This is a genomic window from Micromonospora xinjiangensis, assembly GCF_056150165.1.
The window spans coordinates 1,224,326-1,243,058 of sequence record NZ_JAXCFO010000001.1 but is presented as its reverse complement, the minus strand read 5'-3'; the positions used below and the strand labels follow the sequence as shown (position 1 = coordinate 1,243,058).

The following is an 18,733-nucleotide window of genomic DNA, read 5'->3' as shown; positions in this document are numbered from 1 at the left end:
CTCCTCAGGCGAAGGCGGGTTCGGAGGGGAGGTCGGCCGCCTGCCCCGGTGGGCGGCCGAGGGCCGGGTCGAGCGCTCCCCGCGCGGCGTGCCGCGCCATGAGCACCCAGTTGGTGACGGCGAGCGTGCCGAGCAGCAGGCTGAAGCCGATCAGCGAGGCGAGCATCACGGGCGCGGCGACCGGCGAGACGGCCTGGTCGACGGGGAGCAGCCCGTACGCGGCCCAGGGCTGGCGGCCGACCTCGCGCGCGATCCAGCCGAGGATCGCCGCGACGAAGGGCAGCGGCAGGGCGAGCAGGATCAGCCAGAGCGGGAACCGCAGCCGGATGATCCAGTCGCGCCAGAGCAGCGGGAGGAGCAGCCAGAGCGCGCCGAGGGTGAGGCCGATCAGGATCATGAAGCCGAGCCCGACGTTGGCGAGCACGGGCGGGGTGTAGTCGCCGGGCCCGAACCGGGTCGTCCACTCGGCGGCCAGGGCCTCCGCGTCGGGGCCCGCGCCGAACTTGGTGGGCTGCACCTCGCCGACCGGGCCGAACTGGGCGAAGCCGAACCCCTGCACCATCGAGATCGCCAGCGCGGCGGTGACCAGACCGATCCGCAGCGAGGTGCGGTGCAGCGCGTGGTCCGCTGTGCGCCGGATGAGGTGGCCGGCGCTGACGGCGGCCATCAGCATCCCGCCGACCAGCAGCGCCGCGGAGACGACGTGGCCGAAGGCCATGCCGAGGCTGGGATTGGCGAGCAGCGCGGCGAAGTCCGTGAGGTGCGCCAGGCCGTCGCGCAGCTCGTAGCCGACGGGGTTCTGCAACCAGGAGTTGGCCACCATGATCCAGAACGCCGACGCGTACGCGGTCAGCGCGACGCCCCAGAGCAGCGCGAGGTGCGCCCCACGCCGGAGCCGGTGCCATCCGAAGATCCACATCCCGAGGAACGTGGACTCCAGGAAGAAGGCGACCAGCGTCTCGATCGCCAGGGGCGCGCCGAAGACGTTGCCGACGTAACGGGAGAGGCCGCTCCAGTTCAGCCCGAACTGGAACTCCATCACGATGCCGGTCGCGATGCCCAGCACGTAGTTGATCACGTAGAGCTGCCCCCAGAACCGGGTCAGCCGCTCGTACTTCTGTTTGCCCGTGAGCACCCACGCCGTCTGGAGCCCGACCAGGAGGGTGACCAGGCCGAGCGTGACGATCACGAAGAGGAAGTGGATCGACGTGGTGGTGGCGAACTGCAGTCGGGCGAGGAGCAGGGTGTCCATGCCGGCACTCCAACGGTTGGCTCGCTTGTCGTAGCGAGCCTACACGTAGATTCACTACACATCACTACTACGTGCTGTCGTAGTAAATATTACGACAGGACGTAGTAGCCCGGTAGGTGCCGGATCAGTTGAGGAAGAGCGAGATCGGAAGCGCCACGAGTGTGGAGGCGACCGCCAACGCGACGGCGCCGACCAGCCGGGCCGGCTCGTCCGCGACCAGCAGGCGCTGGACCCGGACGTCCAGGTCCCGGTCGCCGAGACCGAGCGCCCCGGCCGGGGTGATCCGGTGACCGGCCGTGGCGAACCGCCGCAGCGCGCCGGCCAGCGGGGCCTCGGCGTGCAACTCCCGGGCCTTGTCGTCGGCCCGCATCTCGACCAGCAGGGCGACCCGCTCGTGCGCGTCGCGTACCCACCCGAACCAGGGCAGCGCCCGGCCGAGCGCGGTGAACGGCAACAGCACGAGATCGTGGCGCTCCTGCGCGTGCGCCCGCTCGTGGGTGAGCACCGCGGCCAGCTCGGCGCGGTCCAGCAGGCTCAGCGTGCCGGCGCTCACCACCACCTGCGGCTTCACGCCGGGCAGGCAGTAGGCGGCAGCGCTCGGGTGGTCGAGCACCAGCGCGCCGGGCGCGGCCGGGTCGTCCCGCGCCACGAGGGTCAGCAGGTCCCGGTGGCGGCGCTGGGCGCGGAGGGTGGCGTGGATGCTGCGCACCGTCGTGGTCAGCAGCACCGCCCCGATGCCGAAGCCGACGCCCACACCGGCCAGGTGCAGCACGTTCACCCCGGCGGGGAGCCGGTTGTGCAACAGGTCGTCGAAGAGCGCGACCAGCGCGCTGCCCGGCGGCAGGTCGTACGCGCTGAGACCCAGGGACATCGGCAGGCCCATCGCGGAGAGGCCGAGCGCCAGCCCCACGGACTGCCAGCAGACGATGGCGACGCGCGGGCTGCGCCACGGCCAGGTCGAGCGGGCCAGCACCTGGGCGGTCACCCAGCAGGCCAGTATCGTCAGGGCGAAGTGCAGGGCGTACGCCATGGCCGCCGCCCTACCTGTCCGCTGCCTCGTCGGAGGTCGGGCGGTCGACCCGCCCGCTGGTCGGCGCCTCGATCCGGTCGGTCAACCCGGCGGGCCCCGCGTCCCGCGCCTCGGCCCCGAGCGCCGCGCGCAGCACCTCGGCCTCGGTGCCGGTCACTGAGCGGGCGAAGCGCACGAGTGCCGCGTCCCGGCTGCCGCCGAGGTCGAGCGCGTCGAGCATCAGCTGGGCGATGTGTGCCTCCCGGCTGGCCGCGGCCCGGTAACGCCAGGCCCGCCCCTCCCGTTGGCGCTGCACCATGCCCTTGCCGGCCAGCCGGTCCAGCACCGTCATCACGGTGGTGTAGGCCAGCTCCCGGCCGGCCAGCGCGTCGGCGACCTCGCGCACGGTCACGCCGTCCGACGTGCTCGGGACCGAGTCCCACAGCACGTCCATCACCGCACGTTCGAGATCACCGAGCCGAGTCACGCACCAATCCTACCCCCGGTAGTAGACCCAGCCACTCCGACCGGCCCACCGACCCCCGCCGGGCCGCACCCCCCGGTGGGCGGCCCCGCCGCGGCGGCGAGGCCGTACCTTCCGCGAGGTAGTGGCCTCGACCCCGCAGGGAGACGACAACTTCCGGGACGTCGCTCGGATCATGACGGGCTAGGGGCTACCGGACCCGCAGCGGGACGACCGGGACGGCCCTCACACGCCCTTCGGGTGCCAGACCGTCTTCGTCTCCAGCAGCGCGGTCATGCGGGTCAGGCCCGGGTCGGCGAACCAGTCGTGGTCGGCCGGGGCCGGGCGCAGCACCCGCTTCAGGTTCTCCGCCGCCTTGACCTCCAGGTCCGCCGCCAGGTCGGCGTCGTCCACGCCGGTCAGGTCGATGGCGTTGACGTCCATGTGCGCGGCCAGCGTCGGCACCGTCTCGGCGATCCGCCCGGTGAGGATGTTGACCACACCGCCGGGCAGGTCGGAGGTGGCCAGCACCTCGGCCAGGGTGACCGCCGCGAGCGGCTCCGCCGGCGACGCCGCCGCCACCACGGTGTTGCCGGTCACGATGGCCGGGGCGATCACGCTGACCAGCCCGAGCAGCGCCGGCCGCTCCGGGGCGACCACGGCCACCACACCGGTCGGCTCGGGCGCGGAGAGGTTGAAGTACGGGCCCGCGACGGGGTTGGCGCCGCCGTACACCTGGGCGAGCTTGTCGGACCAGCCCGCGTACCAGACCCAGCGGTCGATCGCCGCGTCCACCTCGTCGACGGACGCGCCGAGCGCCACGAACTGGTCGCGGCGGCCCTCCAGCATCTCGGCGACCCGGTAGAGGATCTGACCCCGGTTGTACGCGGTCGCCCCGGCCCACCCCTTCACAGCGGCGCGGGCGGCGACCACGGCGTCCCGCGCGTCCTTGCGCGAGGCAAGTGCCACATTCACAGTGCCGTCACCGCTCTGCACGAGATACGACCGTCCCGACTCGCTGCGGGGGAACTTCCCGCCGATGAAGAGCTTGTACGTCTTGCGTACCGCGACCCGCTCAGACATTGAGGTACGCCTCCAGCCCGTGCCGGCCGCCCTCGCGACCGTAGCCCGACTCCTTGTAGCCGCCGAAGGGCGACGTGGGGTCGAACTTGTTGAACGTGTTGGCCCAGACGACGCCGGCGCGCAGCCGGTCGGCCATCCAGAGGATCCGGGAGCCCTTGTCGGTCCAGATCCCGGCCGACAGCCCGTACGGCGTGTTGTTCGCCTTCTCCACGGCCTCGGCCGGCGTGCGGAACGTGAGCACCGACAGGACAGGCCCGAAGATCTCCTCGCGGGCGATCCGGTGCGCCTGGGTGACCCCGGTGAAGATGGTCGGGGCGAACCAGAAGCCCCGGTCGGGCAGCTCACACGGGGCGGACCAGCGCTCGGCGCCCTCGGCCGAGCCGGCGTCGGAGAGTTCCCGGATCCGGGCCAGCTGGGCGGCGGAGTTGATCGCGCCGATGTCGGTGTTCTTGTCCAGCGGGTCGCCGAGCCGCAACTGGCTCATCCGCCGCTTCAGCGACTCCAGGACCCGGTCGGCGACCGACTCCTGCACGAGCAGGCGGGAACCGGCGCAGCAGACGTGGCCCTGGTTGAAGAAGATGCCGTTGACGATGCCCTCGACGGCCTGGTCGATCGGCGCGTCGTCGAAGACGATGTTCGCCGCCTTGCCGCCCAGCTCCAGAGTCAGTTTCTTCCGGGTGCCGGCGACCGAGCGGGCGATCGCCCGGCCGACCTCGGTCGAGCCGGTGAAGGCGACCTTGTCCACGCCCGGGTGCTCGACGAGGGCCCGGCCGGTCTCCCCGGCGCCGGTGACGATGTTGACCACACCGGGGGGCAGGTCGGCCTGCTGGCAGATCTCGGCGAAGAGCAGCGCGGTGAGCGGCGTCGTCTCGGCGGGCTTCAGCACCACGGTGTTGCCGGCGGCCAGCGCCGGCGCGATCTTCCAGGCCAGCATCAGCAGCGGGAAGTTCCACGGGATGACCTGCGCGGCCACGCCGAGCGGCCGGGGAGCCGGGCCGAACCCGGCGTGCTCCAGCTTGTCGGCCCAGCCGGCGTAGTAGAAGAAGTGGGCGGCGACCAGTGGAAGATCGACGTCCCGGGACTCCTTGATCGGCTTGCCGTTGTCCAGGGACTCCAGCACCGCCAGCTCGCGGGAGCGCTCCTGGATGATCCGGGCGATCCGGAACAGGTACTTGGCCCGGTCGCGGCCCGGCATCGGGCCCCACACCGTGTCGTACGCCGCCCGGGCCGCGCGGACCGCCCGGTCCACGTCGCCGGTGCCGCCCTCGGCGATCTCGGCGAGCACCTCCTCGCTGGCCGGGTTGATCGACTTGAAGCTGCCGCCGTCGGCCGGCTCGACGAACTTCCCGTCGATGAAAAGCCCGTACGCGGGCTTGATGTCCACCACCGAGCGGGACTCGGGGGCGGGGGCGTATTCGAACATCGCGCTCAGTCCAGGGTGAAGTAGTCGGGACCGGCGTAGACGCCGGTCTTCAGCTTGGTGCGCTGCATCAGCAGGTCGTTCAGGAGGCTGGAGGCGCCGAAGCGGAACCAGTCCGGGTCCAGCCAGTCCGGGCCGACCGTCTCGTTCACCATCACCAGGTACTTGATCGCGTCCTTGGTGGTGCGGATTCCGCCGGCCGGCTTCACCCCCACCTGACGGCCGGTGGCCTCGCGGAAGTCGCGGACGGCCTCCAGCATCACGAGGGTCACCGGCGGGGTGGCGGCCACCGGGACCTTGCCGGTAGAGGTCTTGATGAAGTCGGCACCGGCCAGCATCGCGAGCCAGGAGGCGCGCCGGACGTTGTCGTAGGTGGCCAGCTCGCCGGTCTCCAGGATCACCTTGAGGTGGGCGTCGCCGCAGGCCTCCTTGGTGGCGACGATCTCGTCGTAGACCTCGGCGTAGCGGCCGGCCAGGAACGCGCCCCGGTTGATCACCATGTCGATCTCGTCGGCGCCGGCCGCGACGGCGGCCCGGGTGTCGGCGAGCTTGACCTCCAGCGGCGCCTGCCCGGACGGGAAGGCCGTCGCCACGCTGGCCAGGTGCACCTGGGATCCGCGCAGCACCTCGGCGACGTACGGGACCATGGCCGGATAGACGCAGACGGCGCCCACGTGCGGGCACGACGGGTCGGCCGGGTCGGGGCGCAGCGCCTTCGTCGCCAGCGCCCGCACCTTGCCCGGGGTGTCCGCGCCCTCCAGGGTGGTGAGGTCGACCATCCGGATCGCGAGGTCGATCGCCTCGGCCTTGGCGGTGGTCTTGATGGAGCGGGTGCCGAGCTGTGCCGCCCGCTGCTCCGCGCCGACCTGGTCCACGCCGGGCAGGCCGTGCAGGAAGGTCCGCAGAGCGGTCTCGGATCGTCCCAGCTCGGAGAGGTCCGACCGGGCCGACGTCGCTGTCGCCGTCATGGCAGGAAGTCTACGCATCCCGCCCGTGGGTGATCTTGGTCACGTGGGCGTCGCCCGTCCGGGGTGAGCGGCGTCGCCCCGTCACCCCGCGCCGGCACCGCAGCGCGGGGTGGGGCGGTAGGTTGAGCGATCGTGGATGTACACGTCATTGACCACCCGCTGGCGCAGTCCCGACTGACCGCCATGCGGGACGAGCGCACCGACTCCGCCTCCTTCCGGGCGGCGCTGCACGAACTCACCACCATGCTGGTGTACGAGGCGGCGCGCTCCTTCCCGGTCGAGCGGTACCCCGTACAGACTCCGGTGACCGGCACCGAGGGCACCCGGTTGGCCAACCCGCCGCTGCTGGTGCCGGTACTGCGCGCCGGTCTGGGCATGGCCGACGCCGCCCTTGGGCTGCTGCCCGAGTCCTCGATGGGCTTCGTGGGGCTCGCCCGGGACGAGCAGACCTACGAGCCGCGCGCCTACATGGAGTCCCTGCCCCGCGACCTGACCGGCCTGCCGGTGCTGGTGCTGGACCCGATGCTGGCCACCGGCGGGTCGCTGGAGCACTGCTGCCGGCTGCTCGCCGACCGGGGCTGCGACGACATCACCGTGCTCTGCGTGCTCGCCGCGCCGGCCGGCATCGCGCGGCTGGAGCGCTCCGGCCTGCCGCTGCGCCTCGTCACCGCCTCGATCGACGAGGGCCTCAACGACCGGATGTTCATCGTGCCCGGCCTCGGTGACGCCGGGGACCGCCAGTTCGGCGGCATGCCCCGCTTCTGACGCCCCGCCCCACCGGGCCCACCAAGCGGTGGACCGGCAGGCACGGCCTGCTCCGACGGCCCGCCGACCCCAGCGGTCGGCGGGCCGTCGCCATGTGACGGCCGGGCCGACACGCGGTGCCTGCTCCTTGCCGGTGTCGCGCTGACCGGTAACGATCCGCCCCCGTCGCGACACATAACCGTTGTCCATGCAGCGACGACGGTCGGGAGAGCGATCTGATGAAACCCGTGGGTGAGCGGGGCGAGGACTGGTTCACCAGCCTCTACGCCACGCACTACCCGGACATCGTCCGGTACGGCCTACGCCGGCTCCCCGACGCCGAAACGGCTGCGGAGCTTGCCCAGGACGTGTTCGTCGTCGCCTGGCGGCGGCGGAGCGAGGTGCCCGAACGGGCCCTCCCGTGGCTCTACACCGTGGCCCGCCACACCATGGCGAACCGGTGGCGGCACGGGCGGGGCGTGCCCACGCTGCTTCCGTTGGCCGAGGCGGACCGGGTGCCGGGGCGGCTCGTCGACCCCGACGCCCTGGCGCCGATCCTCGACCTGCGTCGCGCGCTGCGCGCGCTACCGGAGGCGGACCAGGAGATCCTCCGGCTGGTCGGCTGGGAGGACCTCAGCGTCGGGGACGCCGCCGCCGTCCTGCGTTGCAGCCGGTCCGCCGCGGCGGTGCGACTCTTCCGAGCCCGACGTCGACTCCGCGCCGCCCTGGCCGCAGCCACTCCGGCCCACCACTCACGGCCGGCGTCCGCCCATGTCTGAGAGGAGCAGCATGCGAGCGCAGCAGCAGGTTCGGGACCTTCTGGGCCCGGCCGATCCGGCGCGGGACGCGGTCGTGACACCGGCGCCCCTCACCGCGCACGACGTGATCCTTCGCGCGGAGAGCACCATGCCGTCCCCGCCGATGCCGTCCCACCGGCTGCACCGCCGCACCCTGATGGCCGGTGCGGCCGCGACGGTGACGGTGCTCGCCTCCGCCGGGGTGGCGCCGCTCCTGCGGGACCGGACGGCGCACCCATCGGCGCCGGTCGGCGGGGCCGTCCTCGAACCGGTGGCGTACGAGATCGCCACCGACACCGAACCGGCCGGCCCGCACCTGCGGGCGCTCGCCGCGCGCCTCGTGGAGGCGCCGTACGACCGGGCGCGGGGCCGGTACGCGTACCACCGGGTCACGTCGTGGGGCGGCGCGATCCAGGAGTCGCCCGAGGGGCACGTGGCCAGCTACGTGGAGGAACGCCGTAGTTGGGTGACGGACGACGGCAGGCGCTGGTCGGAGCGGCGGACCCTGGACATCGAGTACCCCGACGAGGCGTCCCGGGACTACTGGACGGCACGCCTGCCGCGCACCGTGGACCCGAGCCCCGGCCAGCCGTCTCCGGACGGGGGCCCGGTCGAGGAGCCGCGTGAGCCGGACGCCCGGCGGCTGCCCACCGATCGGGCGGAACTCGCGCGCCGGCTCCGGACCGACCTGCCGGCCGGCGACGTGGCGAGGGCGGTGTACCAGACGTACGCCCGGCACCTGGTGCCGCGCGGGACGCGGGCGGACATCCTCACCGTCCTCGCGGGTGAGCCCGGTTTCGTGTGGCGCGGACGGGTCGTCGACCGGGCAGGTCGCCCGGGTCTGGCCGTCACCGCCGACCTCGTTCCGCCGGCGGATCGGCCGCAGAACCCGGAGAAGGCACAGATGTTGCTGATCTTCGACCCGTCCACCGGTGTGCTGCTCGCCCACGAGTATGTCGAGCTGGCGCCGCAGCGCCGGGTGCTCTACTACGGGCTGCTGCGCGACGCCGGTCGCACCGACGCGCTCGGCTGACGGTGACGCCGGCGAACAGGGGCGGCGTTACCGGGGCGGCGGGGCGCCCCACCGGCGCGGAGTCGTGCGCGCCCGTGCGGGAAGCGGCTACCGTTCCGGGCCATGACTGGTGTTGCGCTCGCCGAAGAGTTGCTGCTGCTGGCGTACGACGACGAGACGGGCAAGGCGACCATGCCGCGGATCAGCCTCGACCTGGGGATGGCCGCCGCGGTCCTGATCGAGCTGGCCCTGGCCGGCCGGATCGCGTACACCGACGGGAACCTGACCGTCGTCGACCCGACGCCCACCGGCGAGCCGGTCACCGACGGGGTGCTGGCCCGGATCGCCGCCGACACGCCGCACACCCCGTCCTCCTGGGTGCAGCGGCTGCGCCACGGCCTGCGCGACCGGATCCTCGGCGACCTGTGCAGCCAGGGTGTGGTGCGGGACGTGGACGAGACCGAGCTGGGCTTCATCCACGTGCACCGCTACCCCGTGGTGGACGCGTCCGTGGAGGCGGACACCCGGCGGCGGCTGGCGACGGCGCTCACCGGCGGTGTGGCCCCCGACGAGCGCACCGCCGCGCTGGCCACCCTGGTGGCCGTGCTGCGCATGGAGTCCGCGCTGGGGGTGAGCGGTGAGGCGGCCGAGGACGCCCGGCGCCGGCTCGCCGAGATCGCGAGTGGCGCGGGCTTCTCGGGTGAGGTGAGCCTGGACGACTCCGTGGTCCGCCCCTCGGTGGGCCTGGTGGTGGCCGCCCTGGCCCGGGCGGTGGACGCCGCCCTCGGCCCCCGCCGCTGACCCGCCCCACCGCCGACCGCCCCCCGTTGACCAAGAGGTTCCCGTCAGGATCACGCTCCCGGTGACGCGAACCTCTTGGTCAACACGTCAGAGGCCGAGGGCGGTGGCGATCTCGGTGCGGAGGCTGGTGACCGAGGATTCCGCGCGGGTGCGGGCGGCGGCCACGTCGCCGTCGGCGGCGACGGGCTCCACCACCTCCAGGTACGCCTTCAGCTTCGGCTCGGTGCCCGACGGGCGGATCACCACGCGGGCCGTGGCGGTCCGCAGGATCACCACGTCCGCCTCGGGAAGCAGGTCCTCGGCCTTCTCGACCGGGTGCCCGAGCAGGCTGGTGGGGGTGGCGGCCCGGATGCGGGCCATCGCGTCCGCGATCTCCCGCAGGTCGTCGACGCGCACCGAGAGCTGGTCGGTGTGGTGCACACCGAACTCGGCGGCCAGCTCGTCGAGCCGGTCGGTGAGCGTGCGCCCCTGCGCCTTGAGACCGGCCGCCAGCTCGGCGACGGTCAGCGCGGCGGTGATGCCGTCCTTGTCGCGTACCAGGTCGGGGGCGACGCAGTAGCCGAGCGCCTCCTCGTAGCCGAAGACCAGCGGCGTCGAGCCGCCACCGGCCCGGACGATCCACTTGAACCCGGTGAGGGTCTCGTCGTACGGCAGGTCCCGAGCGGCGCACATGGCTTTCAGCAGGGACGACGAGACGATCGTCGTGGCGTAGAGGCCAGCGACCCCGCGACGCATCAGGTGGTCGGCGAGCAGCACACCCACCTCGTCACCGCGGAGCATCCGCCAGCCCGCCCCACCGCGGTCGCGTACGGCAACCGCGCAGCGGTCCGCGTCGGGGTCGTTCGCGATGGCGATGTCCGCCCCGGTGGTGTTGGCGAGCCCGACCAGCAGGTCCACCGCGCCCGGCTCCTCCGGGTTGGGAAAGGAGACCGTCGGGAAGGCCGGGTCCGGCTCGGCCTGCTCGGGCACGATCCCGGGCACCGGGAAGCCGGCCCGCGCGAAGGCGGCGGTGAGCACCGCGGCGCCCACGCCGTGCAGCGGGGTGTACGCCACCGACAGGTCCCGCGGGCCGTCCGGCGCGATCACGGCGGCGGCCCGCTCGACGTAGGACGCCACCAGGTCGTCGCCCAGCACCGTGCCGGGCGGGCCGAGCGGCACCTCCGCCAGCGGGCCGACCGACCGGATCGCGGCCTCGATCCCGGTGTCGGCGGGGGGCACGATCTGCGCACCGGCGCCGAGGGCCCCGCCCAACTGCGCACCGAGGTAGACCTTGTAGCCGTTGTCCTGGGGCGGGTTGTGGCTGGCGGTGACCATCACCCCGGCGACGGCGTCGAGGCGCCGCACCGCGTACGCCAGCACGGGGGTGGGCAGCGGGCGGGGCAGCAGCAGCGCGGGCCGTCCCGCCCCGGTCGCCACCTGCGCGGTGCGCTCGGCGAACTGGCGGGAGCCGTGCCGGGCGTCGTACCCGATCACCAGTGGCCCGGTCCCTCCCTGGGCGGCGAGCCAGGCGACCAGCCCGGCGGCCGCCTGGGTGACCACGGCGAGGTTCATCCCGTTCGGGCCGGCGCGCAGCGGGCCGCGCAGCCCGGCGGTGCCGAAGGTCAGCGGCCCGGCGAACCGGTCGGCGAGGTCCGGTGCGCTCGCGGGCAGGGCGTCGAGGACGGCCTGCAGCTCCGCCCGGCTGGCCGGGTCCGGGTCGTCGTCGAGCCAGCGCCGGGCTTGCTCGCGAATGTCGTCGATGTCAGTGGTGTCCGCCGGCATGCCTCTTGATAGCACGCCGGCGGATCACCGCTGACAGTTCCCTCCGCTCAGCTGGCGTCGGTGAGCTTGAAGGTCCTGACCATCTCGTCGAAGATCGGCTTGCTCTCGGCGAACCGGGCGTCGGTCGAGGTCAGGTAGAACGAGTAGGACTTGCCGCCGGCCGCCACCCCACGCCACACGCCGTGCCGCATGGCGTCGCCCTCGCCGCAGGTGTACTCGAACTCGGCGGCCGCCTTTCCGGCCAGCTGCTGCTCGGTCATGGAGATCTGGTTGTAGGGCGACGGGCAGCTCTTGGCCTTCTTGAGACCGTTCGCGGCCACCTCCGCCCACCGGGCGGAGGTGCTGGTCCACTTCTCGGTGATGATGCGGACCTTGCGGCCGTTGTCCTCCGGGTCGATGTAGTCGACGTAGCTGCCGCCGGTCGCCCGCTCCCAGCCCTTGGGCACCATCACCTGGACACCCCGGGCGGCGTGCTCCTGCATCTCGATCCCCGGCCCGTCCGGCGCGGTGGCCGTCGGCTGCGCCTGCGGGGCCGGCGGGGTCTCGTCGTCGCCGCCGGACAGCGCGACCACCCCGACCAGGAGGACCACGGCGAGCCCGCCGGCGGCGGCCAGCTGGATCTTGCGCGGCCAGCCCCGCACCGTACGGACCAGCTCGGAGCCCATCCGGCGCACCCGGTCGACCGGGCTGCCACCGGCGGCGGACGGGCCGGCCGGCGCGGCCCATGGCTGCCCCGTGCCCGGCACCGACCACTGGCCGCCGCCGTAGGTGCCGCCCACCCGCTGGGTGGCGTCGGGCGCCCCCGCGTACGGCACCGCCTGCGTGGCGTCCGGCCGGACACCCCACCTGACCGGCTGCGTCGCGTCGGGCTGGGCGCCGGCGTCCACCCGCTGGGTCGCCTCCGCGCCCCCGTAGGTGCGGCCCGGGGCCGGCATGGTGCCGGTGGGGGTGTGCAGGGGACCGGCGAGCGCGTCGGCGCTGGTCTCGTCGAGGGCGGCCGCGCCCGTCCCGGCGGGCGACGTGGGCTTCTCACCGCGACGCAGCGCCGCCAGCCGGTCGGTCAGCGACTCGCCCGGCGCGAGCATGGCCCGCCCGCCGATCTGGCCGGACGGCTTCGGCTCCGGCTGGATGGCCGGAGGCGGGCTGACGGGCCGCTGCACCGGCACCACCGAGTACGGGTCGGTCACCGAGTGCACGGCGGCGGCGTTGTTGCTCAGCGCGCCGGCCAGCAGCTCGCGGAGCATGGCCCGGGAGGTGTGCACGTCCAGCCGGCGGGCCGGGTCCTTCTCCAGCAGCCCCATCAGCACGCCGGTCAGAGGGCCGCTGCGCTGCGGCGGTGCGGGCGGGTCCTCCACCACGGCGTGCATGGTCTCGATCGGGTCGCCCTTGTCGAACGGGGGTCGCCCCTCCACCGCGGTGTAGAGCGTCACGCCGAGCGAGAAGAGGTCGCTGGGCGGGCCGAACTCCTGCCCCATGGCCCGTTCCGGCGAGATGAAGTGCGGGGAACCCAGCACCATCCCGGGCGTGGTGAGCTGGACGTCGGTCGGCATCCGCGCCACACCGAAGTCGGTGAGCACGCAGCGCCCGTCGGTGCAGATCAGCACGTTGGCCGGCTTCACGTCGCGGTGCAGCACGCCGATCGCGTGCGCCACCTCGAGCGCGCCGAGCAGCGCGATGCCGATCTTGGCGACCACCCGGGGGGCCACCGGCCCGTCCTCGATCACCATGTCGGCGAGGCTGCGGGCGTCCAGCAGTTCCATGACGATCCACGGCCGGCCACCCTCGGTGACCACGTCGTAGACCTGCACCACCGCGGGGTGCTGGATCGCCGCGGCCGCCCGGGCCTCGCGAAGGGTCCGTTCGTACATGGCGTCGCGGTCGCTGGGGGCCAGCCCCGGGGGGAGGACGACCTCCTTCACCGCCACGTCCCGCCGCAGCAGGGTGTCTGTCGCACGCCAGACCGTACCCATGCCGCCGTTGCCCACCGCGGAGCGCAGCTCGTAGCGACCACCGATGGTGGTGCCGGGTGCCGCGCGTCCACTGGGGGGACTGACAGGTCCGCCGCTCCAGGTCGGGATCTGAGTCACAGAAGAGCCACCGGGGGATATCGAGGGGGCTGGGACACAACCCCCCTATCTTGCTTGTTCGGACGCCCGATGCGGAAGCCGACGCGTCGGACGTTTATCGAAGTCGACAATCCGTGCCCGGGCGTTCACCTGCCGTCGACCTTCCGGGACGCAGTGTGCGGTATCCCTCACCCGCAGCCGTCGCGGCTCGTCCTACCATCCGGGGATGAGCGAACGGCGGTCAAGCGAGTCCGGTTTTCCGATCAAGGGCGTCTATACGGCGTCCGACCTCCCGGAGAACCTGGACGCGCGGCTCGGCGCACCGGGGGACTTCCCGTACACCCGCGGGGTCTACCCGACCATGTACACGTCCCGCCCGTGGACGATGCGCCAGTACGCCGGCTTCGGCACGGCCACCGAGTCCAACGCCCGCTACCACCAGCTGCTGCGCGCGGGGACGATGGGCCTCTCGGTCGCCTTCGACCTGCCTACCCAGATGGGCTACGACTCCGACGACCCGATCGCGCACGGCGAGGTGGGCAAGGTCGGGGTGGCGATCGACTCCATCGAGGACATGCGGCTGCTCTTCGACGGCATCCCGCTGGACAAGGTGTCCACCTCGATGACCATCAACGCGCCCGGCTCGGTGCTGCTCCTGCTCTACCAGCTGGTCGCCGAGGAGAACGGCGTGGCCGGTCCCGCCCTGAACGGGACCATCCAGAACGACATCCTCAAGGAGTACATCGCCCGCGGGACGTACATCTTCCCGCCGAAGCCCTCGCTGCGGCTGGTCGCCGACACGTTCGGCTACTGCCGCAAGGAGGTGCCGAAGTGGAACACCATCTCCATCTCCGGCTACCACATGGCCGAGGCCGGGGCGAGCCCCGCGCAGGAGATCGCGTTCACCCTGGCCAACGGCGTGGAGTACGTCCGGGCCGCGCTCGCCGCGGGGCTGGCCGTCGACGACTTCGCCCCCCGCCTGTCGTTCTTCTTCGTGGCCCGCACCACGCTGCTGGAGGAGGTCGCGAAGTTCCGCGCCGCGCGACGGATCTGGGCCCGGCTCATGCGCGACGAGTTCGGCGCGAAGAACCCGAAGTCGATGATGCTGCGCTTCCACACCCAGACCGCGGGCGTGCAGCTCACCGCCCAGCAGCCCGAGGTCAACCTCGTCCGGGTCGCGGTGCAGGGGCTGGCGGCGGTGCTCGGCGGCACCCAGTCCCTGCACACCAACAGCTTCGACGAGGCGATCGCGCTGCCCACCGAGAAGGCGGCCCGGCTCGCGCTGCGTACGCAGCAGGTGCTGGCGTACGAGACGGACCTGACCGCCACCGTCGACCCGTTCGCCGGCTCGTACGTGGTCGAGGCGATGACCGCCGAGCTGGAGGCGGCGGCGACCGAGCTGATGGACCGGGTGTTCGACCACGGGTCGGCCGTGGACGCCATCGAGGCCGGCTTCCAGAAGCGGGAGATCGAGCAGTCGGCGTACCGGATCGCCCAGGAGATCGATTCGGGTGAGCGGGTGGTGGTCGGGCTCAACCGGTTCCAGATCGACGAGGAGGAGCCGTACGAGCCGCTGCGGGTCGACCCGGCGATCGAGGCGGCGCAGGCGGAGCGCCTGGCCGAGCTGCGGCGCACCCGCGACGGTGCCGCCGTGCGGCGGGCCCTCGACGAGCTGCGGGCGGCCGCCTCGGGCACCGAGAACGTGCTCTACCCCATGAAGGAGGCGCTGCGGGCCCGGGCCACCGTCGGCGAGGTCTGCGGGACGCTGCGGGAGGTGTGGGGCCAGTACCGGCCCAGCGACCGCTTCTGACCGCCCGTCGTCAGCCGCCCGGTGCCCGGCGCCACCCGGGCGGCTGACGTGTTTCCGCTGGTCAGACGCTCGGCCGGCGGCCTCGTGGGGAGCTACAGTCGAAGCAGTTCCTCGGCCGGCGCGACGTGGCTTCGCCCCCGGGGCGGTACGCGCGGCGTTGCCCGTGCCGTCGCGGGTCGCAGCGGGGCGGCGCGGCCCCTGACGGGACGCCGGCGTGTGTCCGCGAGGTTTGCGGGTACCCCGGCCGGGTGAACGGTGACGGACACCATGTGCGTTCCTGTCGTACGGCTGCGTGTGAGCGTCTGTTCCGGCTCGTTGCGGAGAGTGGTCGGCTAATTGTCGGAGTGTCAGTTAACCAGCCCGACTAATGCGACAATTCGCAACGAAGGCCCACGTAGGGCGCGCTCGGATTCGTGACCGCCGATTCGGTTACGCGTTGTAGGAGGTGAGGCGGCAGATGACGGCGTTCGACCGCGATCTACCTGCTGTCCCTCGTATCTCCGAGCGCTCCCAGCAGGGCATTCGTGACGCTGCGCGCTCCGATCGCTACCGGAACGAGGTTGCGCAGCGTCACCGGCGGAGGTCTAGGCTGTCTGCGGTTCATGATGATCCATCCATCTCTAGTGAACGAGAATTCGACGTGACGAGTGCGTTGACGCTGCCGACGAGCAGCCAACTGGCGTCCTCCTGGCCGGAGGCGCCGTCCGGGTCCCAACCGCTGCCCTTCGCGCTGGACGAGTTGCTCGCGCTCCGCGTACCCGGGCTCATCGCCACCCGTCGTCACATCCACGCGCACCCCGAACTCTCCGGCAACGAGTTCGACACCGCCGCCCTGATCGCCCGGGAGCTGACCCTGGCCGGGCTGAACCCGCGGCTGCTGCCGAAGGGCAACGGGGTGCTCTGCGACATCGACGGCCGTCCGGACGGCCCGGTGGTGGCCCTGCGCGCCGACATCGACGCGCTGCCGCTCACCGACATCAAGGACGTGCCCTACCGCTCCACGGTGGAGGGCGTCTGCCACGCCTGCGGCCACGACGTGCACACCACGATCATGCTGGGTGTCGCGATGCTGCTGGGCAAGCTGGCCGAGCGCGGCGAGCTCGACGGCCGCGTCCGGCTGATCTTCCAGCCGGCCGAGGAGATCCTGCCCTGCGGCTCCCTCGAGGTCATCGAGGCCGGCGGCCTGGACGACGTGGTGCAGATCTTCGCGCTGCACTGCGACCCCAACCAGCCGGTCGGCCGGATCGGCCTGCGGGTCGGTCCCATCACGGCGGCCGCGGACAACGTCACCGTCCGGCTGACGGGCCCCGGCGGGCACACGGCCCGCCCGCACCTGACCGTCGACCTGGTCGACGCGCTCGGCCGGCTGGTCACCGAGGTGCCGGCGCTGGTGAGTCGCCGGGTGCCGGCCAACAGCGGGCTGCTGCTGGTCTTCGGCCACGCCTCGGCCGGCACCCGCTACAACGTCATCCCCTCGGAGGCGTGCGCGGCCGGCACCCTGCGGGTGATGGACCGCGACACCTGGGAGCTCGCGCCGAAGATCGTCGGTCAGGTCGTCCGGGACGTGATCGCGCCGACCGGCGCCACCGTGGACCTGGAGTACCTGCGCGGTCGCCCACCGGTCAGCAACGACGCCAAGGCGATCCAGATCCTCACGGCGGCCACCACGGCGGCGCTCGGCCCCGAGGGGGTCGCCGAGACGCCGCAGAGCATGGGCGGCGAGGACTTCTCCTGGTACCTGGAGTACGTCCCCGGCGCGCTCGCCCGCCTGGGCGTCGGCCGCTCCGGGCCCAACGTCGACCTGCACCGCGCGTCGTTCGACGTCGACGAGCGGGCCATCCCGGTCGGCATCCGGGTCATGGTGCAGACCGCGCTGCGGGCACTGGAGGCGGCGCGCTGACCGGTGGCTCCGGGCGCCGGCGTCGCCGCCGGCGCAGCACCGCGAGCAGCACCGCCAGCGGTACGCCGAGCGCCACCAGCCACGGCAGCAGTGCCCCGAGCACGGTCAGCAGGAGGGTCATCGAGGTCAGGAAGACCTTCCAGCCGCCCTTCAGCCCGGTCAGGAAGCCCAGCTCCGTCTCCTCCTCCGGCACGGTCGTCTCCGGGCCGACCAGGGACAGCGTGATCGTGGAGAGGGCGGTCAGGTCGGCCAGGCGGCGCTTCTTCGCCTCCAGCGAGGCGAGGTCGGCCTCCCGCCGGCCCAACTCGTTCTCCAGCGACACGAGGTCACCGATGGTCGTGGCCCGGCTGAGCAGCCTCCGGGCACTGTCCACCCGCGCGCGCTGGGTGGCGATGCGGGCGTCCAGGTCGACGACCGCCTCGGTGACGTCCTCCGTGTTGATCTCGCGCTGCTCCGGCCGCCCGAGCGTGGCCAGCTCGTCGACGACCGCGGTGAACCGCGCCGCCGGCACCCGCAGCTGCAGGTCGGCCCGGGCGTCGTCGTCGGAGCTGTGCCGCTGGTCACCGCCCACGAAACCGCCGGCCGCGGTGACCACCCGGACGGCGGCCCGCGCCGAGGCGTCCACATCGTCCACCCGTACCCGCATCGATCCCGTGTAGATGATCGACCGCTGGTCGACCCGCAGGTCGGGGGTGGCCGCGCCGCCCTCGGCGGGGGCGCCCGCACCGCTCTCGGCGGGGGCGCCCGCACCGGCGTCAGCGTGCTCCGGCGCGACCGCGCCCGTCGCGGCGGTGTCGCTCGTGGCCTCGTCGCCCCCCGACGAGCTGCATCCGCCCACCGCCAGCGCCGCCACCAGCACCACCGCCAGCGCGGCGACGTGCCGGCGTCCTCTCCGTACGTCCATCCCCACTCCCATCTCCGCCCGCCAGGTGGGCGATAGCTCGGACGTGGCGCGCCAGCACGCCGGTTCCGGCAGACTGCGCTCAGGACGTCACGATTCGATAATCGAGGAGTCACGATGCAGCTCACCAAGTACGCCCACTCCTGCGTCCGGGTGGAGCACGACGGGGGAGTGCTCGTCATCGACCCCGGCGTGTTCAGTGACCCGGCGGCGCTGGACGGGGCGGACGCGGTGCTGATCACCCACGAGCACCCGGACCACCTGAACCTCGAGGCGGTCACCCGGCAGCTCGACCGACGGCCCTTCGTGGTGCACGGCCCGGCCGCGCTCTCCGCCGCCCTCGGCGACGCGGCCGAGGTGCTGCGTCCGGTCCAGCCCGGCGAGCAGTTCACCGCCGCCGGGGTGGCCGTCCGCGCCTACGGCGGACGCCACGCGGTGATCCACCCGGACATCCCCGTGGTGGAGAACCTCGGCTACCTCGTCAACGACGTGGTCTACCACCCGGGTGACGCGCTGGTGGTGCCGGACCTCCCGGTCGACACGCTCTTCGCGCCGATCCACGCCCCCTGGTCGAAGTTCTCCGAGGTGGTCGACTTCATCCGGGCGGTCGCGCCACGGCGGGCGTACGCGCTGCACGACGCCCTGCTGAACGACAACGGGTTCGCGGTGCTCGACCGCCAGTACGCGGCGCTGTCCCGCACCGAGTACCGGCGGCTGGAGCCCGGCACCCGGGTGGACGCCTGAGG

The 18,733-nt window shown here is 73.0% G+C and carries 16 protein-coding genes; 7 read left to right on the top strand and 9 right to left on the bottom strand.

Going from position 1 to position 18,733, the window contains the following annotated elements:
* Window positions 1-4 precede the first annotated feature (4 nt).
* The 6 genes from SM573_RS05925 to deoC all read right to left on the bottom strand — a co-directional run bounded on the left by SM573_RS05925 (window position 5) and on the right by deoC (window position 6,195).
* Complete coding sequence (locus SM573_RS05925) at window positions 5-1,252, bottom strand: cytochrome ubiquinol oxidase subunit I (RefSeq protein WP_474615638.1); 1,248 nt, start codon at window positions 1,250-1,252, stop codon at window positions 5-7.
* A gap of 124 nt (window positions 1,253-1,376) precedes the next feature.
* Window positions 1,377-2,282, bottom strand: a complete 906-nt coding sequence (locus SM573_RS05920; protein WP_474611667.1) for a M56 family metallopeptidase — start codon at window positions 2,280-2,282, stop codon at window positions 1,377-1,379.
* 10 nt (window positions 2,283-2,292) lie between these two features.
* The gene (locus SM573_RS05915) at window positions 2,293-2,748 is read right to left on the bottom strand and encodes a BlaI/MecI/CopY family transcriptional regulator (protein ID WP_474611668.1); all 456 of its coding nucleotides are present in this window, start codon (window positions 2,746-2,748) and stop codon (window positions 2,293-2,295) included.
* Between the two features lie 222 nt (window positions 2,749-2,970).
* A complete protein-coding gene (locus SM573_RS05910; protein ID WP_474615637.1) occupies window positions 2,971-3,807 on the bottom strand; it encodes an aldehyde dehydrogenase family protein in 837 nt (278 codons plus the stop codon).
* Window positions 3,800-5,230, bottom strand: coding sequence for an aldehyde dehydrogenase family protein (locus tag SM573_RS05905; RefSeq protein WP_474615636.1), 1,431 nt, complete (start codon window positions 5,228-5,230; stop codon window positions 3,800-3,802). Before SM573_RS05905 ends, SM573_RS05910 begins: the two co-directional genes overlap by 8 nt.
* Before the next feature lie 5 nt (window positions 5,231-5,235).
* Window positions 5,236-6,195 (bottom strand): deoxyribose-phosphate aldolase, encoded by a 960-nt coding sequence (gene deoC, locus SM573_RS05900; protein WP_474611671.1) that lies wholly within the window; start codon window positions 6,193-6,195, stop codon window positions 5,236-5,238.
* 132 nt (window positions 6,196-6,327) lie between these two features.
* On the opposite strand from deoC, the gene upp reads away from it, so the two are divergent.
* The 4 genes from upp to SM573_RS05880 all read left to right on the top strand — a co-directional run bounded on the left by upp (window position 6,328) and on the right by SM573_RS05880 (window position 9,549).
* Window positions 6,328-6,960: a uracil phosphoribosyltransferase gene (upp, locus tag SM573_RS05895; protein ID WP_474611672.1), complete on the top strand. Its 633-nt coding sequence runs from the start codon at window positions 6,328-6,330 to the stop codon at window positions 6,958-6,960.
* 218 nt (window positions 6,961-7,178) lie between these two features.
* Window positions 7,179-7,718, top strand: coding sequence for an RNA polymerase sigma factor (locus SM573_RS05890; protein WP_474611673.1), 540 nt, complete (start codon window positions 7,179-7,181; stop codon window positions 7,716-7,718).
* Window positions 7,719-7,728: 10 nt separating this feature from the next.
* Window positions 7,729-8,769 (top strand): CU044_5270 family protein, encoded by a 1,041-nt coding sequence (locus tag SM573_RS05885; RefSeq protein WP_474615635.1) that lies wholly within the window; start codon window positions 7,729-7,731, stop codon window positions 8,767-8,769.
* 102 nt (window positions 8,770-8,871) lie between these two features.
* A complete protein-coding gene (locus tag SM573_RS05880; RefSeq protein ID WP_474611675.1) occupies window positions 8,872-9,549 on the top strand; it encodes a GOLPH3/VPS74 family protein in 678 nt (225 codons plus the stop codon).
* Window positions 9,550-9,636: 87 nt separating this feature from the next.
* On the opposite strand, the gene SM573_RS05875 is transcribed toward SM573_RS05880, so the two are convergent.
* Window positions 9,637-11,310: a phospho-sugar mutase gene (locus SM573_RS05875; protein WP_474615634.1), complete on the bottom strand. Its 1,674-nt coding sequence runs from the start codon at window positions 11,308-11,310 to the stop codon at window positions 9,637-9,639.
* A 47-nt stretch (window positions 11,311-11,357) separates the two neighbouring features.
* Window positions 11,358-13,397 carry a serine/threonine-protein kinase gene (locus SM573_RS05870; protein ID WP_474611677.1) on the bottom strand — a complete coding sequence of 680 codons (2,040 nt, stop codon included), beginning with the start codon at window positions 13,395-13,397 and terminating at the stop codon, window positions 11,358-11,360.
* 205 nt (window positions 13,398-13,602) lie between these two features.
* On the opposite strand from SM573_RS05870, the gene SM573_RS05865 reads away from it, so the two are divergent.
* Complete coding sequence (locus SM573_RS05865) at window positions 13,603-15,186, top strand: acyl-CoA mutase large subunit family protein (RefSeq protein WP_474615633.1); 1,584 nt, start codon at window positions 13,603-13,605, stop codon at window positions 15,184-15,186.
* Window positions 15,187-15,826: 640 nt separating this feature from the next.
* On the top strand, window positions 15,827-17,086 hold the full coding sequence (locus tag SM573_RS05860) for an amidohydrolase (RefSeq protein ID WP_474611679.1): 1,260 nt from the start codon (window positions 15,827-15,829) through the stop codon (window positions 17,084-17,086).
* On the opposite strand, the gene SM573_RS05855 is transcribed toward SM573_RS05860, so the two are convergent.
* A complete protein-coding gene (locus tag SM573_RS05855; protein WP_474615632.1) occupies window positions 17,043-17,990 on the bottom strand; it encodes a DUF4349 domain-containing protein in 948 nt (315 codons plus the stop codon). The genes SM573_RS05860 and SM573_RS05855 overlap by 44 nt on opposite strands.
* 114 nt (window positions 17,991-18,104) lie before the next feature.
* On the opposite strand from SM573_RS05855, the gene SM573_RS05850 reads away from it, so the two are divergent.
* Window positions 18,105-18,731, top strand: a complete 627-nt coding sequence (locus SM573_RS05850) for an MBL fold metallo-hydrolase (protein ID WP_474611681.1) — start codon at window positions 18,105-18,107, stop codon at window positions 18,729-18,731.
* Window positions 18,732-18,733: the final 2 nt, after the last annotated feature.

Coding starts and splice junctions, on each gene's coding strand:
- SM573_RS05925 (WP_474615638.1), bottom strand. CDS start 1,252: ATGGACACCCTGCTCCTCGCCCGACTGCAGTTCGCCACCACCACGTCG.
- SM573_RS05920 (WP_474611667.1), bottom strand. CDS start 2,282: ATGGCGTACGCCCTGCACTTCGCCCTGACGATACTGGCCTGCTGGGTG.
- SM573_RS05910 (WP_474615637.1), bottom strand. CDS start 3,807: ATGTCTGAGCGGGTCGCGGTACGCAAGACGTACAAGCTCTTCATCGGC.
- SM573_RS05905 (WP_474615636.1), bottom strand. CDS start 5,230: ATGTTCGAATACGCCCCCGCCCCCGAGTCCCGCTCGGTGGTGGACATC.
- deoC (WP_474611671.1), bottom strand. CDS start 6,195: ATGACGGCGACAGCGACGTCGGCCCGGTCGGACCTCTCCGAGCTGGGA.
- SM573_RS05890 (WP_474611673.1), top strand. CDS start 7,179: ATGAAACCCGTGGGTGAGCGGGGCGAGGACTGGTTCACCAGCCTCTAC.
- SM573_RS05885 (WP_474615635.1), top strand. CDS start 7,729: ATGCGAGCGCAGCAGCAGGTTCGGGACCTTCTGGGCCCGGCCGATCCG.
- SM573_RS05880 (WP_474611675.1), top strand. CDS start 8,872: ATGACTGGTGTTGCGCTCGCCGAAGAGTTGCTGCTGCTGGCGTACGAC.
- SM573_RS05875 (WP_474615634.1), bottom strand. CDS start 11,310: ATGCCGGCGGACACCACTGACATCGACGACATTCGCGAGCAAGCCCGG.
- SM573_RS05865 (WP_474615633.1), top strand. CDS start 13,603: ATGAGCGAACGGCGGTCAAGCGAGTCCGGTTTTCCGATCAAGGGCGTC.
- SM573_RS05855 (WP_474615632.1), bottom strand. CDS start 17,990: ATGGACGTACGGAGAGGACGCCGGCACGTCGCCGCGCTGGCGGTGGTG.
- SM573_RS05850 (WP_474611681.1), top strand. CDS start 18,105: ATGCAGCTCACCAAGTACGCCCACTCCTGCGTCCGGGTGGAGCACGAC.